Annotated in this window: 13 protein-coding genes; 7 read left to right on the forward strand and 6 right to left on the reverse strand. The window is 69.3% G+C overall.

Going from position 1 to position 14,286, the window contains the following annotated elements:
• Positions 1-339 precede the first annotated feature (339 nt).
• Entirely contained in the window at positions 340-951 is a 612-nt protein-coding gene (locus tag ACWGJB_RS08975) for a TetR/AcrR family transcriptional regulator (protein ID WP_453379540.1), read from the reverse strand.
• A gap of 144 nt (positions 952-1,095) precedes the next feature.
• Between ACWGJB_RS08975 and ACWGJB_RS08980 the strand changes: the two genes are divergently transcribed.
• Positions 1,096-1,830 (forward strand): SDR family NAD(P)-dependent oxidoreductase, encoded by a 735-nt coding sequence (locus tag ACWGJB_RS08980; protein WP_037738440.1) that lies wholly within the window; start codon positions 1,096-1,098, stop codon positions 1,828-1,830.
• Positions 1,831-1,862: 32 nt separating this feature from the next.
• Positions 1,863-2,498 (forward strand): NADPH-dependent F420 reductase, encoded by a 636-nt coding sequence (locus ACWGJB_RS08985; RefSeq protein WP_453379541.1) that lies wholly within the window; start codon positions 1,863-1,865, stop codon positions 2,496-2,498.
• Positions 2,499-2,767: 269 nt separating this feature from the next.
• On the opposite strand, the gene ACWGJB_RS08990 is transcribed toward ACWGJB_RS08985, so the two are convergent.
• The gene (locus ACWGJB_RS08990; RefSeq protein ID WP_453379542.1) at positions 2,768-3,007 is read right to left on the reverse strand and encodes a hypothetical protein; all 240 of its coding nucleotides are present in this window, start codon (positions 3,005-3,007) and stop codon (positions 2,768-2,770) included.
• Between the two features lie 158 nt (positions 3,008-3,165).
• On the opposite strand from ACWGJB_RS08990, the gene ACWGJB_RS08995 reads away from it, so the two are divergent.
• Together ACWGJB_RS08995 and ACWGJB_RS09000 are read left to right on the forward strand one after the other, a co-directional pair.
• Positions 3,166-3,429 carry a type II toxin-antitoxin system VapB family antitoxin gene (locus ACWGJB_RS08995; protein ID WP_059205553.1) on the forward strand — a complete coding sequence of 88 codons (264 nt, stop codon included), beginning with the start codon at positions 3,166-3,168 and terminating at the stop codon, positions 3,427-3,429.
• Entirely contained in the window at positions 3,426-3,839 is a 414-nt protein-coding gene (locus tag ACWGJB_RS09000; RefSeq protein WP_393839027.1) for a PIN domain nuclease, read from the forward strand. Before ACWGJB_RS08995 ends, ACWGJB_RS09000 begins: the two co-directional genes overlap by 4 nt.
• An 863-nt stretch (positions 3,840-4,702) precedes the next feature.
• Here the strand turns inward: ACWGJB_RS09000 and ACWGJB_RS09005 are convergent.
• Both ACWGJB_RS09005 and ACWGJB_RS09010 read right to left on the reverse strand, forming a co-directional pair.
• A complete protein-coding gene (locus ACWGJB_RS09005; RefSeq protein ID WP_453379543.1) occupies positions 4,703-5,392 on the reverse strand; it encodes a response regulator in 690 nt (229 codons plus the stop codon).
• Entirely contained in the window at positions 5,389-7,053 is a 1,665-nt protein-coding gene (locus ACWGJB_RS09010) for an ATP-binding protein (RefSeq protein WP_453379544.1), read from the reverse strand. The genes ACWGJB_RS09005 and ACWGJB_RS09010 overlap by 4 nt, the downstream gene beginning before the upstream one ends.
• A gap of 237 nt (positions 7,054-7,290) precedes the next feature.
• Here ACWGJB_RS09010 and ACWGJB_RS09015 point away from each other — a divergent pair, with 237 nt between their 5' ends.
• The 3 genes from ACWGJB_RS09015 to ACWGJB_RS09025 all read left to right on the forward strand — a co-directional run bounded on the left by ACWGJB_RS09015 (position 7,291) and on the right by ACWGJB_RS09025 (position 10,182).
• A complete protein-coding gene (locus ACWGJB_RS09015; RefSeq protein WP_453379545.1) occupies positions 7,291-8,151 on the forward strand; it encodes an ABC transporter ATP-binding protein in 861 nt (286 codons plus the stop codon).
• Positions 8,148-9,029, forward strand: a complete 882-nt coding sequence (locus ACWGJB_RS09020) for an ABC transporter permease (RefSeq protein ID WP_453379546.1) — start codon at positions 8,148-8,150, stop codon at positions 9,027-9,029. Before ACWGJB_RS09015 ends, ACWGJB_RS09020 begins: the two co-directional genes overlap by 4 nt.
• 64 nt (positions 9,030-9,093) lie before the next feature.
• Positions 9,094-10,182, forward strand: a complete 1,089-nt coding sequence (locus ACWGJB_RS09025) for an ABC transporter substrate-binding protein (RefSeq protein WP_453379547.1) — start codon at positions 9,094-9,096, stop codon at positions 10,180-10,182.
• Positions 10,183-10,255: 73 nt separating this feature from the next.
• Here the strand turns inward: ACWGJB_RS09025 and ACWGJB_RS09030 are convergent, their stop codons facing one another.
• Both ACWGJB_RS09030 and ACWGJB_RS09035 read right to left on the reverse strand, forming a co-directional pair.
• On the reverse strand, positions 10,256-11,905 hold the full coding sequence (locus tag ACWGJB_RS09030) for an alkaline phosphatase family protein (RefSeq protein ID WP_453379548.1): 1,650 nt from the start codon (positions 11,903-11,905) through the stop codon (positions 10,256-10,258).
• Positions 11,906-12,491: 586 nt separating this feature from the next.
• Positions 12,492-14,087: a phospholipase D family protein gene (locus ACWGJB_RS09035; protein ID WP_453379549.1), complete on the reverse strand. Its 1,596-nt coding sequence runs from the start codon at positions 14,085-14,087 to the stop codon at positions 12,492-12,494.
• Between the last annotated feature and the right edge of the window lie 199 nt (positions 14,088-14,286).

Below are 14,286 nucleotides of genomic sequence, written 5' to 3' on the forward strand. Positions count from 1 at the left end.
GGTGGGGGGGGGGGTCTCTCTGGGGTTGTGTGTGTCTAGCGGCGGGGGGGCGGCCCCCCCGCGCCCCGGGGGCCCCCCCCCCCCATCTTCTTATGTGATCAGCCGTCTGTTCGAACCGGCGGCGCGTCAGCGCCCTGGGCCGGGATGACGGCCTCGAGCTCCTGAAGCCTTCGGGGGTCGCCGGTCTCCCCGGCGGCTTCTGCTGCGGCCTTCAGCAGGCGGCGGCCAGTTTGGTAAAAGCCAGCAGGTCCGGTCCAGGTGCCGGGCGGCTGGTGTCGCGTACCTGCGGGTGCAGCCGCGCGAGGGGCGGCGCGTCGAGCCCGGTCGCGGAGTGCCAAGTCAACTTGACACTTCCTCCCGTCGCCGGTCATCGCCGGCTGTGGCGGGGATGGCGTTGTCGATGAGGACGGCGGCGATGGCGGCGGCGGTGGGGAAGGCGTCGGCGTCGAGGACCCGGGTGCGGGCCGCGGCGCCGTCGATGAGCAGCGCGAGCTGCTCGCCGAGCCGTTCAGGGTCGGCGGCGCCGGCTTCGCGGGCGGTCTCGGCGAGCCGCGCGGCGACGGCTTTCTTGTAGTCGCGTGCGTACTGGGATGCGGGGTGCTGGGGGTCGTGGAGTTCGACGGCGGCGGCGATGTAGGGGCACAGGGGGGTGGTGGGGGGGACGTCGAAGGCGGCGAGGAGCCGTTCGCGGGGCGTGAGGTCGGTGCGGTCGAACACGCCGGACAGAACGGAGGGGTCGAACCGGCGCAGGTACTCGGCGACGAGTTCGTCCTTGCCGGCGAAGTGCTGGTAGGCCGTGCGCTTGGACACCTCCGCCGCCGCGCACAGCTGGTCCATGCCGGTGCGGTTGATGCCCTGCTCGCGGAACAGCTGCTGGGACGCGCCGAGGATGCGCTCGCGGGCGCCCCGGCCGCGGCGGCGGCCCGTGGGGCCCTTCTCCAACTCCGTCATGGGCCCATGGTACCCCGGCTGGGTAACGACCGGTGTACATAGTTTGCGTCCCGGCCGGTCGCCCCGTACCGTAAGCACACAGGACGGTGTACTTAACGCCGTCGCCCCAGGTACACCCGGCACCACCGACCCAAGGGAACGACTATGGGAAAGCTCGACGGCAAGGTAGCGGTCATCACCGGCGGCACCACCGGCATGGCGCTGGCCGGCGCGAAGCTGTTCGTCGACGAGGGAGCGCACGTCTTCATCACCGGCCGCCGCCAGGACGCCCTGGACGAGGCCGTGAAGCAGATCGGCCGCAACGTCACCGGCGTCCAGGGCGACGCCGCCGACCTGGACGACCTGGACCGCCTGTACGACACCGTCAAGCGGGAGAAGGGCAGCCTCGACGTGCTGTGGGCCAGCGCCGGCGGCGGCGAGCCCGCCCCGCTCGGCGAGATCACCGAGGCCCAGTTCGACACCTGGTTCGGGCTCAACGCCCGCGGCACCCTGTTCACCGTCCAGAAGGCCCTTCCGCTCTTCAACGACGGCGGCTCCATCCTCATGACCGGCTCCAACGCCTCCCTCGGCGCCTTCCCCGGCTGGAGCGTCTACGCCGGCAGCAAGGCCGTCCAGCAGGCCTGGGCCCGCATCTGGCTCAACGAACTCAAGGACCGCCGCATCCGCGTCAACGTCCTGACCCCCGGCCAGGTCGCCACCGCCAAGCAGGAAGAACTCTTCGACGAGGCCACCAAGCGCCAGTTCGAGTCCCTCATCCCCCGCGGCCAGATGGGCCGCCCCGACGAGATCGCCACCGCCGCCCTCTTCCTCGCCTCCGACGACTCCAGCTACGTCAACGGCATGGAACTCGTCGCCGACGGCGGCACCACCGCCATCTGAACCGGACACACACAACCAGGGCAGGACATCTCATGAGCAGCATCAGCATCATCGGCACCGGGAACATGGCCCGTACCATCGGCGCGCGGGCGATAGCGGGCGGCAACACCGTCGAGGTCATGGGCCGCGATCAGTCCAAGGCCGCCGACCTGGCCAAGGCTCTCGGCGGCGGCACCACGACGGGAGAATGGGGCACCGCCCCGGCCGGGGACATCGTCATCGTGGCCCTGTTGTACGACGGCGTCGTGCCGGCCGTCGCCCAGTACGGAGACGCTCTCGCGGGCAAGGTCATCGTCGACATCAGCAATCCCTTCAACTCCACGTTCGACGGGCTGGCCCACCGCGAGGAGACCTCGATCGCGCAGGAAGTCGCCAAGGCCGCCCCGGCAAGCGCCAGCGTGGTGAAGGCGTTCAACACCGTCTTCCGCCATGTCCTGGAGAAGGGGCGGCCCGACGTCTTCATCGCCGGCGACAATGCGCAGGCCAAGGCGAGTGTGGAGGCGTTCATCGAGACCCTCGGGCTGCGCCCGCTGGACGTCGGCGGCCTGCAAATGGCGCACTGGCTGGAAGGAGCGGGCGTGGTCACGGTGGGCCTCGCCAACCACGGGGTGGGTAACTTGGACTTCGCCCTCAGCATCACCGAACTTCCCGTCCGAGTTCACGGTTGACGGATCGCCGAAAGGACTCGCCAAGTGAGGCCGTGGTGAGTCGGCGGGGTAGCCGTCCTGCACGTCCTCCGGGGGGATCACGCGCCGCATGGCTGTGCCCTTGGGATTGATGTAGATCAGCTCACGCGTCCCGATCCGGGACACCTGCCTGCCCCGCTCACGCGGCCTCGCCGCCTACCGGGACCTGCGTTCTCCTCGTCTGGGCATCAGACCGCCTGCCGTTCTGTCAGACGGCTCGCGTTGTCGGCGTAGGTCTTGTTCTGGTCGTTTCACTCCGCAATCGCCCTCGCAACCAGCAGGTTCGTCTGCCGGATGTAGCGCAGAGACCGCATCGTAGAGCCGGCGTGTCCGAGCAGCCGCTGAACGATCAGCAGATCGCCGAAGTCGGCGTGTTCGGCCGGCAAAGCACCCTGTCCGCCCTCGGCGATCTTCTCGGCGAGGGCGGACAGGATCATCTTGGTCAGAATTTCCAGCACGATCACGGCGTTCGCCGCCTTCTCTGGCAGCATCTCGACCGCGCACCGCCGGGCATCGACCCCGCCCTCACCACCGTGGCGAAAGGAGTGCCTAGCGCACGCGAACGGTTGCGGCCCCGCGCCTTGGAATATACAAAAGATCTTGTATCTTGATACACTTCGCCTGATACACTCAAGCGGAGGAGGCCACCATGAGTCGGACGGTCATTGATCTCGACGACGAGGCACTGGAAGCAGCTGCCAGAGAGCTCGGCACCTCTACCAAACGCGACACCATCAACACCGCACTGCGGGAAGTCACGGCCCGCTACCGGCGTTTGCGAGCACTCGACGAGGCCCGCGAACTGGTGGCCGAGGGCGCTCTGGACATCGACCTACTGCTGGACAAGAGCGCATACCGCCCCACGAGCGCGGGCGCGGCGGACGATGACCGCGACACCGGAGCGCACGAGTGACAGTCGCCGACTACCTCATCGACACCTCCGCCCTCGCCCGCGTCCTGCTCCGCCAGAACACGGCCGAATGGGACGACAGGATCGCCGCCGGCCTCGTCGCGATCTGCGACCTCACCGAACTGGAAGTCCTCTACTCGGCCCGTTCGGCCACGGACCGCGCCCGCTTGAAGTCGGCACTCGACGCCCACTACGCCTGGTGCCCCATGCCCGACGGCGTCTACCGCCGCTCCCGCGTCATCCAGGAACAGTTGACCGCCAAGGGAGAACACCGCAGCGCGGGCCCCGTGGACCTCCTGGTGGCCGCAGCCGCGGAAGAAGCGGGACTCACTCTGCTCCACTACGACCGCGACTTCGAAACCATCGCCCGCACGACAGGGCAGCCGGTCCGCACGATCGACCTCAGGCAGTAAAGCTCGCGCGGTGCCGACGGGCACCGAGCTTGTGACCGACCGGGCCGCCTGGCGGTCAGTCCGCTGTGGCCTGGGCCGTCTCCCGACACCCAGGGGTCACCGGGCGACACCACTTCCGGAACCTCGCGTCCAGCCAGCGTCCAGAATTCGACGTCCAGACGCTCGCACAGCCCACCCACGACGCCATCCTCCAGCCGCAGGCAGATACGTCTGCGCAGGTCAAAGCGATCCCAACGCACACTGACGGCCACAGAGTTGAACTCACGAGCAGCGGATTCGGCCCCGCAGCCCAAAGTCCTGCATCCGCACCCCAGATGAGACGTTTTCGCAGGTCAAAGCCCTGCACAGTGGGGCGGGTGGGACTCGGACCCACGGCCGACGGATTATGAGTCCTTTGAGGGTCTTGGCGGTCCTTGCCGATCAATACTCATCTTTGATGTTTTCCCAGGTCAGACACACTGATCAGTGTCAGTCCTGTGTGGTGCTTGTCGACGTGTTCCTGCCCTTGTGGCCCCTCAATGGCCCCTGGGAGTCGATGAGTTGGACGCTTCCCACAACAGCAGCCGCGTCCGCCCAGTTCAGCCAAGGGGATGCGATCCTCGCACAGCGGATTTCCTTTCCAACGACCTGACCAGCAACTTCACTGGCGGACCAGGGGGCTTGAGGGAACTTGGCGGACCTGGCGGGATCCAGGACACATGATCCAGGGGCCAAGCTTGGGGCCGGCGACTGGCCGGTATGCGTGATTGGTTCGCAGCCCGTGGGGTCCGAATTGATCCTTTCGGGCGTGTTCCGAACGCCCTGTTGCTGAACTGCTCTCTGTGGGCTGGCGAGCTGCTGTCGGGTGGGGCTCGGCGCCCGGCTCATCGGGCGATCCGGTAGCGGTGTTCGGGGCGGCCGGTGGCTCCGTAGCGGAGTTCGAGCCGGACCATGCCCTCCCGTACGAGGTACGAGAGGTACCGCTGGGCCGTTGCGCGGGAGACGCCGGTGAGTTCGGCGGCCTGGGCCGCGGACAGGGGGTCGTGGGCGGTGCGCAGGACCTGGTGCAGGAGGGCGAGGGTCGGTGCGGAGTGCCCCTTGGCCGGAACCCGGGGGACGGCCGGTGGCCGGGCGGCGCTGAAGAGGGCGTCCACGTCGGCCTGGTCGGTCCGCGGGGCGAGGCCCAACGCGGCTACGCGGTGCTGGAGTTCGCGGTAGGCGGTGAGCCGCTCGGCCAGGTCGGCGGAGCCGAACGGCTTGACCAGGTAGCCCACTGCGCCGAGCTTCATGGCGGTCCGTACCGAGGTGATGTCCCGGTCTGCGGTGATCATGATGACGTCGGGGCGGGCGCCGCCCTCGTCCGAGCTGAGCCGCCGCAGCACGTCGAGTCCGCTGCCGTCGGGCAGGAAGACGTCGAGCAGCAGCAGGTCGGGGTGGAGGGTGCGCACCGCGTCCAGCGTCTCGGCCACCGTCGCCGCCCGGCCGACCACCTCGAAGTCCTCGACGCGGGACGCGTAGTCGCAGTGGATGTGACCGACCCGGAAGTCGTCGTCCACCACCAGGGTCCGGATCATCCGCGGTCACCTCCGGTCGGCGAGGCCGTCGTGAACTGTGCGTCGCGTGGCCCGGGAGTGGCGTCCGGCAGCGGCAGGACGACGGTGAAGACCGCGCCCGGCCCCTCGCTGACCGTGATCGTCCCGCCGTGCCGCTGGGTCAGCCGGTGGACGAGGGCCAGCCCCAGCCCGCGCCGGGCGGTGCCCCGGTCGGGCCGGGTCGACCAGCCGTCCTCGAAGATCGACTCGGCGGCGCCCGGCGGAATCCCCGGGCCGCTGTCCGCGACCCGCACCATCACCAGGCCGACGGCCTCGACCAGCGAAAGCAGCACCTGCCGGCCGCCCGCCGGGGGCGGTCCCCCGGACGCCGCGTCGGTCGCGTTGTCCAGGAGGTTGCCGACGATGGTCAGCAACCGGCGCAGATGCGGCGGGTCCTCGCCGAGCGCGGAGTCGTCACTGAGCACCATCCGTACCCCGCGTTCCGCGGCAACCGTGGTCTTGGCGACGATCAGCCCCACGAGCAGCGCGTTGCCGATCCGTTCGCGTACGGACTCGGTCAGCGCCTGGTCGGCGCCGGCCGACTCGACGGCGTACTCGAAGGCGGCGTCGTGGTCGCCGATATCCAGCAGCCCGGCCACCGTGTGCATGCGGTTGGTGAACTCGTGCTGCTGGGCGCGCAGGGCGTCGGTCAGCCCGCGCACCGAGTCCAGTTCGCGCAGCAGCCCGATCAGCTCGGTGCGGTCGCGTACGGTGACCACCGCGCCCAGTTCACGGCCGTGCAGCGTCACCGGCATCCGGTTGACCACCAGGCAGTGGTCGTCGGTCAGCACGCTGAGGTCTGTGCCGGTCAGGGTGCCGTCCAGGGCGCGGCGCAGCCGCCCGTCGGGCAACACCTCGTCGAGCCTGCTGCCGAGCGCCGTACCGAGGCCGAGCAGAGTGCGGGCCTCGTCGTTGACCACAGTGATCCGGCCGTCGGGATCGAAGGCGATCACACCTTCCCGGATGCCGTGGAGCATGGCCTCGCGATCCTGGAGCAGTCCGGCGATCTCCTCCAGTTCCAGCCCAAAGGTCGACCTCTTCAGCCGACTGGCCAGCAGGAATGCCGCCGCCGAGCCGAGCGCGACGGCGATCGCGGCGTACAGGCCGAAGGTGGGCAGCTCCCGCCACAACTCGCTGAGGACGTCGCGTTCCGGAAGGCCGGCCGACACCTCGCCGACCAGGGTGCCGGTGGGCCCCTTCAGCGGGGCCTTGCCGTTGGCGGACCGTCCGGTGGCGCCCTGGTCGGAGCCGACGTGGGTGTGTCCGTCCAGGACCACGATCGGGTCGTCCACCGGCTCGCCGACCAGCGACGGGTCGGGGTGCGAGTGGCGGACACCGTGCAGGTCGATCACGACCACGTACGACGCCCCCGACGCCTTGCGGATCCGTTCGGCGACGGTCTGGACGACGTCGCCGCCACCGCCGTACTGCATGGCGTGCCGGATCTGCGGCTCGGCGGCCGCGGTCTGGGCGATGGACAGCGCCCGCTGCTCGTAGGACCGGTCGATCTCGCTCCGCTGCGCGAACGCGAGCAGTACGAAGCCGATTGCTCCGGTGAGGGCCAGGATGACCAGCTGGTTGGCCAGGATCCGCGCGGAGAGCCTCCCCTTCCCGCCGCGGTCGGTCCGGATACGGATGGGCATCACAGGTGCCTTCGCCCTTGTCGTACGGCCGGGCCCGGCCCCTTCGCCGTACCCGTGGTGGCGTGATTGTGTCCCACCGCGGATATTCTGCCCACCCCCTGAACCGCTGAGCAGAATGCGCAGAACCCCTGTCAACACTACTAACGCGGGATACGTCTGAAACAACGACGTAACACCACGAGGCCTTTAGCGTCTGCCTTCCTCGACCTCCGAGGTTAGGAAGGGAGACGGCCTCAGATGGCTTCGCGAAACGATGTCGCGACCAGCCCCGGCGCCGAGAGGATCGGCCGGGACAGCGCGCGAGTCGAGATTTCAGGACTCACCAAACGATTTCTGACTCCTGCGGGTGAGGTGTTCACGGCACTGCAGGACGTTTCGTTCACCGTGGAGCCGGGCCAGTTCTGCGCGGTGGTGGGCCCGACCGGCTGCGGCAAGTCGACGACGCTGAGCATGGTGTCCGGGCTCGACCGGCCCAGCGAGGGCTCGGTCAGAGTCGGCGGCCGTGAGGTGGAGGGCGTCACCGACGGCGTGAGCTTCATGTTCCAGACCGACGCGCTGCTGCCCTGGAAGACGGTCCTCGGCAACGTCCTGATGGGCCCCGTCTTCCGCAAGGTGCCCAAACAGCAGGCCCAGGCCTCGGCACGCGACTGGCTGCGCCGGGTGGGCCTGACGGGGTTCGAGGACCGCTACCCGCACCAGCTCTCCGGCGGCATGCGCAAGCGCGTGGCGATGGCCGCGGCGCTGATCAACGAACCCAAGATCCTGATCATGGACGAGCCGTTCGGCGCCCTGGACGTGCAGACCAAGGCGATCATGTCGACCGAACTGCTCGGCCTGTGGGAGCAGATCCGTCCGTCGGTCATCTTCATCACCCACGACCTCGACGAGGCCGTGGCGCTCGCCGACCGGGTCGTCGTCATGACGTCCAGCCCCGGCTCGGTCAAAGCGGTCTTCGACATCGACCTGCCGCGCCCACGCGGCGCGGTCCAGGAGATCCGCTTCCAGCCCCGCTTCATCGAACTCCAGCACCAGATCTGGGACTGCCTGCGCGAGGAGGTGGAGCGCGCCTACGCACGCACCGCAGGAGGTACGGCATGAGTACGACGTCCATCGTTTCCACCGGCCCGGTCAAGGACGGCTCACAGGTCTCCGCCAGGGCCGCCGCCAAGCGCGCCGTCCGGCGGCGCACCCTGCTGGTGTGGTCGGGTCGCATCGGGCTCGCGGTCTTCGTCCTCGGTGGCTGGCAGGCGTTCACCACCTGGGGGATCGTCGACCCGTTCTTCTTCGGGCAGCCGTCGGGCATCGCCAAGCGGCTGGTCGACCTCTTCCGGCAGGGCACCGAGTTCGGGTCCTTCTACTCGAACATCTGGACCACAATCCAGGAGGCGCTCGTCGGCTTCGCCCTCGGGGCCGTGACCGGAGTGATCTTCGGCGTCGCGCTCGGCCAGAGCCGCTTCCTCGCCGACGTGCTCGGCCCCTACATCAAGATGGTCAACGCCATCCCGCGTATCGTCCTCGGCTCGATCTTCATCGTCGCGTTCGGCATCGGCGTACTGCCGAAGATCCTGCTCGCCGCGGTGCTGGTGTTCTTCATCGTCTTCTTCAACGCCTTCCAGGGCGTCCGCGAGGTCGACCGCAACATCCTCGCCAACACCAAGGTCCTGGGCGCCTCGCAGCTGCAGATCATCCGGCACGTCACCGTGCCCTCCGCACTCACCTGGATCATCGCCAGCCTGCACAGCGCCTTCGGCTTCGCCATCGTCGGCGCGCTGGTCGGCGAGGTGCTCGGCGCACAGAGCGGCCTCGGCCTGGTCATCAAGACCGCGCAGAACAACTTCGACCCCAACGGTGTGTTCGCCACGATGCTCGTCATCTCGGTCATCGTGCTCGGCGCCGAGTGGCTGATCGGCAAGCTCGAACACCGGCTGCTGTCCTGGCGCCCGCCGGCCCCGTCCGAGGCCGCCAACACCATCTGACGCCCCCTCCCCCGCGCCCCCTACTTCACCCCAGAACCCCCTCAGCAAAGGAATGTGGTCAGCCATGTCCAGACGACCCGTCGCCGTCGCCGCGTCTCTGCTCACCGTTCTCGCCCTCGGTGCCACCAGCGCCTGTTCGGGCAACTCCTCGGCCTCGACCGGCGGTTCGGGCTCCACGCCGACCGTCAAGCTCATGGCCGGCGGCCTCGACAAGCAGATCTACCTGCCGTACCAGCTCGCCCAGCAACTCGGCTTCTACAAGAAGTACGGCGTCAACGTGCAGCTGAGCACCGAGCAGGACGGTGGCGTGGGCGCCGAGGAAGCCATGGCCTCGGGGCAGGTGGACATGGCGGGCGCCTGGTACAACCACACGATCGAGTTCCAGGCGAAGGGCAAGGCCGTGGAGGACGTCGTGCAGCTCTCCGGCGCGCCGGGCGAGCGCGAGATGTGCACCACCAAGTCGGGCGTCCACTCGGCCGCCGACTTCAAGGGGAAGACCCTCGGCGTCACCGACCTGGGTTCGGGCACCGACACGCTCACCCAGTTCCTGGCCGCAAAGAAGGGCGTCAAGACCAATCAGTTCCACCGGATCGGGGTCGGCGCGGGCTCCACCGCCATCGCCGCGCTGCAGAACGGCAAGGTCGACTGCGTGATGACGACGCAGCCGACGGTCGCCGCGATCCAGAAGAAGGGCGTCGGTACGTCCGCGATCGACCTGGCCACCACGGACGGCGCCACGGCGGCCATGGGCGGTGCCTACCCTGCCGCCAGTGTGCTCGCCCGCACCGACTGGGTGAACTCGCACAAGGCCACGGTGCAGAAGGTCGTCGACGCTCTCGTCGCCACCATGCACTGGATCAACACCCACAGCGCGGCCGACATCGCCAACAAGCTGCCGGCGTCGTTCGTCTCGAACCAGCTGGTGACCAAGGCCGACTACATCACCGCCCTGACCGAGGACAAGGGTCAGTTCCTCCCGGACGGTCTCATGCCGGCCGGCGGTCCCAAGACCTCCCTGGCCACGGAGCAACTCGTCGGCAACGTGAAGGGCTCGGTGGACCTCGGCAAGACGTTCACCAACGACTTCGCCCTCCAGGCCAACAAGACCGAGGGCTTCAAGACGACCACGACCCCGGCCGGGTCCAACGGCTGAGCCCGCACCATGCATGAGGCCGCCCGGCTGACTATCACCTGGGCGGCCTCATGGCCAGTCGTAAACGACCAGGTCAGCGGACCGGCAGGACGGCGGTGTGCTCCTCGCGCACGGCCTTGAGGGAGCGCGGGTCGAGACCGAGCAGGCTCAGGATCGTCGGTGCGATCTGCTTGGTCTGCACGCTCGCGGAGTCTCGCACGCCGCCCGGGACGGAGGCGCCGGACACGACGAGGGGGACGTCGAGGTCGTCGGAGTGGCTGCCGCCGTGCTCGGCGATCTTCTTGGTGCCGCCGGTGTAGACGACGCCGTACTGCGCGACTCCGAGGAGGTCAGGGACCCGGGCGTCGCCGGCCTTGACGTGGAAGTAGTCGGCGGCGGCCTGGCCGGCGTAGACCTTGTGGAGCCCGCTGTGGGTGTAGGCCTTGGGCGCGGCGTTGATGTCGGTGCCGGTGCCGCTCTGTGCGAGCAGGTACCTCTTGGCGAAGGCGGTGGCGGCCGCGGAGCGGTCGGAGAGCCAGAGCAGCATGGCGTCGTCGTCCACCGCGTGCGTCACCAGGTCGGCGGCGCCGGGGTGCAGCTTCTTCCAGGCGGCGTTGAGGCCGTCCAGCAGCGGGCCGTCGTCGACGCGGGTGAGCGCGGCGGGGTCGGTGGGCGACTGGCCGTGCTTGGCGGAGAGAATGACGGCGGTGCTGCCGGACAGGTGCCGCTTGCGGATCTCGGCGGTCAGGGCGCCGATCTCCGTGTTGACGAAGTCCAGGTTCTTCACCAGCAGCGGGCCCGGGACGTTCTTGGCGGTGTAGCCGCCGGTGAGGCCGTCGGAGGCGGGCAGCTTCTGCGCGGTGGAGACGGACTGGAAGTTGAGGCCGAAGATCGCCGGGGTGCCGACCTTGTGGGTGCGGCTGTGGTCGTAGCCGTCGATCTCGTTGAGGACGGCCTTCACCTTGTAGCCGTCGTACTGCTCGGTGGCCTTGTTGTCCGTGGTCCAGTCGTTGCCGGCGGCGTAGCCGAGGGCGTCGCTGTTGATCTCCGGGGTGAACAGGTCCTGGACGCCGGTGCCCGAGGGGCCGTCGAGGATCTCGTAGGCGGCGTGCTTGTCCGACCAGGCGGTACGCAGACCCGCCTGGCGGGCCACCTCGAAGACCGTGTTCACCTTGAGGTACGAGTGCGGGTAGACCGGCTTGCAGGTCTTCGGGTCGACGGGCAGCTTCGACGCGTTGATCAGGCTCTGCGGGTGGCCCGTCATCGACAGGATGCTGTCCGGCAGGCCCGCGAGGCCCTGACCGGCGTCGATGGAGGCCTGGTTCTTGTCCAGGTCTTCGGTGAGGTCCACCTCGACTCCGGGCTTGACGCCCTTGCAACTGGTGGTTCCCGCCGGGAGGAGCGCGGCGTTGTAGGTGTCGTCGTAGTAGATGCCCGTGGTGCCGGGGCTGCCGCCGGTCGCCTGGGCGACCATGCCGGGGAAGGAGTCGGACGGCGTGGTGGTCCTGGCGTGGGTGTACTCCACGCCGCCGCCGGCCAGCCGGGCCAGCGCGGACTCCGGGTGTCTGGCGATGTACCAGGCCAGGTCCGACTGGTGCAGCCCGTCGACGGAGACCAGCAGGACGTGCCGGGCGGCGGCACGGTGGTGGGAGGCGGCGAACGCGGCGGGCTGGGCGGCGGTAACCCCGGTCAGGACTCCGGCGGCGGCGAGGACGGCTGCGGGCCTGACGTGGCGTCTGGACATCTGGTCTCTCCCGGGTGTTCGGGGCGGGCTGCGGGTGCCGGGCCCATCAGAGGCCCGCCTTGTGTACCGGAAACGGCGCATGTGTGAACACGCCCGGAATGAGCGGTCGGGTCTTCACCAAGCGGGCCCGGCTTTCCCCAGGACGGAGACGCTCGAGAAGGTGGATATGGCCGCCCGTACCGCCGATGCGGGAGTGCGGCGGCGCTGCACACGTGCGCCCGCCGCAGACCGGCCGCCGGCTTCCGGCAACGCGGGCAGCCCTCAGCAGCAGCACCGGGGCATGACGCTGATCGGCACGATCAGCGTGTTCATCGGCACCCGCTCGGCCTGGACCCGGGCGATGCTCTCCCACCCGCCCGTCGCCGCGGACGTGCAGGCCGCGAACCAGATCGTGCACGGCCGCCCCGTCTACGGACAGCCCTGGCCCTGGCTGTTCGGCACGTCCAATTCCGGCCTGACCAAGACGATGTCCGGCTCGGCGCACTACACGTACGGCTGTCCACCGCTGACCGCCCTGACGGACCGGCACCAGCACGGTGAACGCGTTGGGGTGGCGGCTGGTCAGAAGGAGTCCGCCCAGGGAGCTTCAGTACTCGTTGGTGCGGCGGAGGGCCAGAGGGCGGCCGTCGGGGTCGGCGAGCAGTCGGTAGAGCGGGGTGACCAGGGCCGTCGTAGTGGGCGACAGACGCGGGGTGCGGTAGGTCCGCAGGCGGCCGGGAGGCCGGGGTCCCTGGCACCCGCCGTCGTACCACGCGTCCAACGCCGCGGCGGACTCCGCGAAGGCGCGGAAGGCCTTCACCGGGTCGCACAGTCCCTGCGGGTCAGCGCGGTCCAGGTGCTCGCAGGCCAGTTCGAGTCGCAGGTCGCGGGCGTAGGCGCGGGCGCCGTCGCCGAGACCTCCGGGGTCGCGTGGCTCACGGGGGTCGATCGCCTCGTCCACGACGGCGCAGCTCAACTCGGAATCGTGCGTCCAGGAACGGCGGTTGACGTTGTCCGAACCGACTGAGGACCACACGTCGTCGATGACGCAGACCTTCGCGTGGACGTACACGGGAGTCCCGGCGTGGTTCTCCACCGCGTAGACGGCGACACGGTCGCCGCCCGCGCGGCGCAGCAACTTCAGGGCGCTGATCCGCCCGACGAGGTTCATCGCCTGCGTCACCCGGCCGTCCTCGTCTGGCTCGGCGGGAATGACCGCGATGAGGCGCAGCCCGGGGTGGGCGGCCAGTGCCTCGGCGAAGCACCTGACGACCTGGGCGGACCACAGGTACTGGTCCTCCAGGTAGACCAGCGAGCGGGCCCGGCGCATGACCTTCTGGTAGCCGCGGGCGATGCTGCGCTCGCCGTGCGGGGCGAAGTCGTAGCCGTGGACACGGGCCGGATAGGTGCGCAGTAGTTGCACGGTGTGCGTTCCGCAGGGCTCCGGGTCGTCCAGCTGCGGAGGCAGCGTGTCCGCTGTGGTGTCCTCATGGCGCAGGAGTTCTCGCAGCCGCCCCAGCGGGCTGCGGCTGAGCGGAGCCGGGTCCTCCCAGCGTTCGCGGAAGTGGGCTTCGACATCACCGACGGCGGGGCCGTGGATCGCGAGCTGGACGTCGTGCCAGGGCGGACGCGACCCGTAGACGGCGGCGAACGGCTGGCTGAGCGGGTCGCCCTGATGAGCGGTGTCGTCGCGGCGGCTGTGGCACAGGTCGATTCCGCCGACGAAGGCGACGTCCCGCTCGGGCCGTCCCGGGTGGCGCAGTACGACGGACTTCTGGTGGTGCGAGCCGCCGGGGCGCACCCGCATGTCGAGCAGGCACTCTCCGCCTGCCGCTCTGATCTCCTCACCGAGGTGACGGTTCTCGCGTTCGCTGAACTGGAAGCGGTCCAGATGAGAACGCCAGATCAGCCCCTTGACGATGACACCGCGCTCGGCCGCCGCACACAGCACCTGTCCGATCTCGCTGCCGGGGCCGTCGAGCCGTTCGTCGGGGTCGCCGCGCCAGTCGGTGAACAGCAGCAGGTCGCCCGGCTGTTGGGCGCGGACGGCCTTGAGCAGTTCACCGAAGTACACCGCGCCGTGGACGAGTGGACGTACCTGGTTACCCGTCGACCACGCCGTTCCTCCGGGCCGGCGGCTCTCCAGACGGGTCGCGGGGTTACCTCGCTCGCCGGGCGCTAGCAGCCAGTCGGCCAGCTTCATGGCCCCTCCCACGGGCAGCGCCCGGCAAAGCAGGCATGTCCATCAGTCATCTGTGTGCCCAGGCCGCTGTCAGATGCTCCGGGGCGGGCATCTCGGCAGCATGGTTCCGTGATGTCCGCGATGCGGAGGATGCCGTCCCCGCGGGGTTGCCGCCGTAGCGTCTGGACACGTCCGCCGAGTAGCCCGCAAAGAAGTGCTG

The sequence above is a fragment of the Streptomyces sp. NPDC054813 genome, assembly GCF_053611365.1.

Excerpts from the sequence above, each read along its gene's own strand:
- ACWGJB_RS08975 (WP_453379540.1), bottom strand. The coding sequence starts at position 951 with ATGACGGAGTTGGAGAAGGGCCCCACGGGCCGCCGCCGCGGCCGGGGC.
- ACWGJB_RS08980 (WP_037738440.1), top strand. The coding sequence starts at position 1,096 with ATGGGAAAGCTCGACGGCAAGGTAGCGGTCATCACCGGCGGCACCACC.
- ACWGJB_RS08985 (WP_453379541.1), top strand. The coding sequence starts at position 1,863 with ATGAGCAGCATCAGCATCATCGGCACCGGGAACATGGCCCGTACCATC.
- ACWGJB_RS08990 (WP_453379542.1), bottom strand. The coding sequence starts at position 3,007 with ATGCTGCCAGAGAAGGCGGCGAACGCCGTGATCGTGCTGGAAATTCTG.
- ACWGJB_RS08995 (WP_059205553.1), top strand. The coding sequence starts at position 3,166 with ATGAGTCGGACGGTCATTGATCTCGACGACGAGGCACTGGAAGCAGCT.
- ACWGJB_RS09005 (WP_453379543.1), bottom strand. The coding sequence starts at position 5,392 with ATGATCCGGACCCTGGTGGTGGACGACGACTTCCGGGTCGGTCACATC.
- ACWGJB_RS09010 (WP_453379544.1), bottom strand. The coding sequence starts at position 7,053 with ATGCCCATCCGTATCCGGACCGACCGCGGCGGGAAGGGGAGGCTCTCC.
- ACWGJB_RS09015 (WP_453379545.1), top strand. The coding sequence starts at position 7,291 with ATGGCTTCGCGAAACGATGTCGCGACCAGCCCCGGCGCCGAGAGGATC.
- ACWGJB_RS09020 (WP_453379546.1), top strand. The coding sequence starts at position 8,148 with ATGAGTACGACGTCCATCGTTTCCACCGGCCCGGTCAAGGACGGCTCA.
- ACWGJB_RS09025 (WP_453379547.1), top strand. The coding sequence starts at position 9,094 with ATGTCCAGACGACCCGTCGCCGTCGCCGCGTCTCTGCTCACCGTTCTC.
- ACWGJB_RS09030 (WP_453379548.1), bottom strand. The coding sequence starts at position 11,905 with ATGTCCAGACGCCACGTCAGGCCCGCAGCCGTCCTCGCCGCCGCCGGA.
- ACWGJB_RS09035 (WP_453379549.1), bottom strand. The coding sequence starts at position 14,087 with ATGAAGCTGGCCGACTGGCTGCTAGCGCCCGGCGAGCGAGGTAACCCC.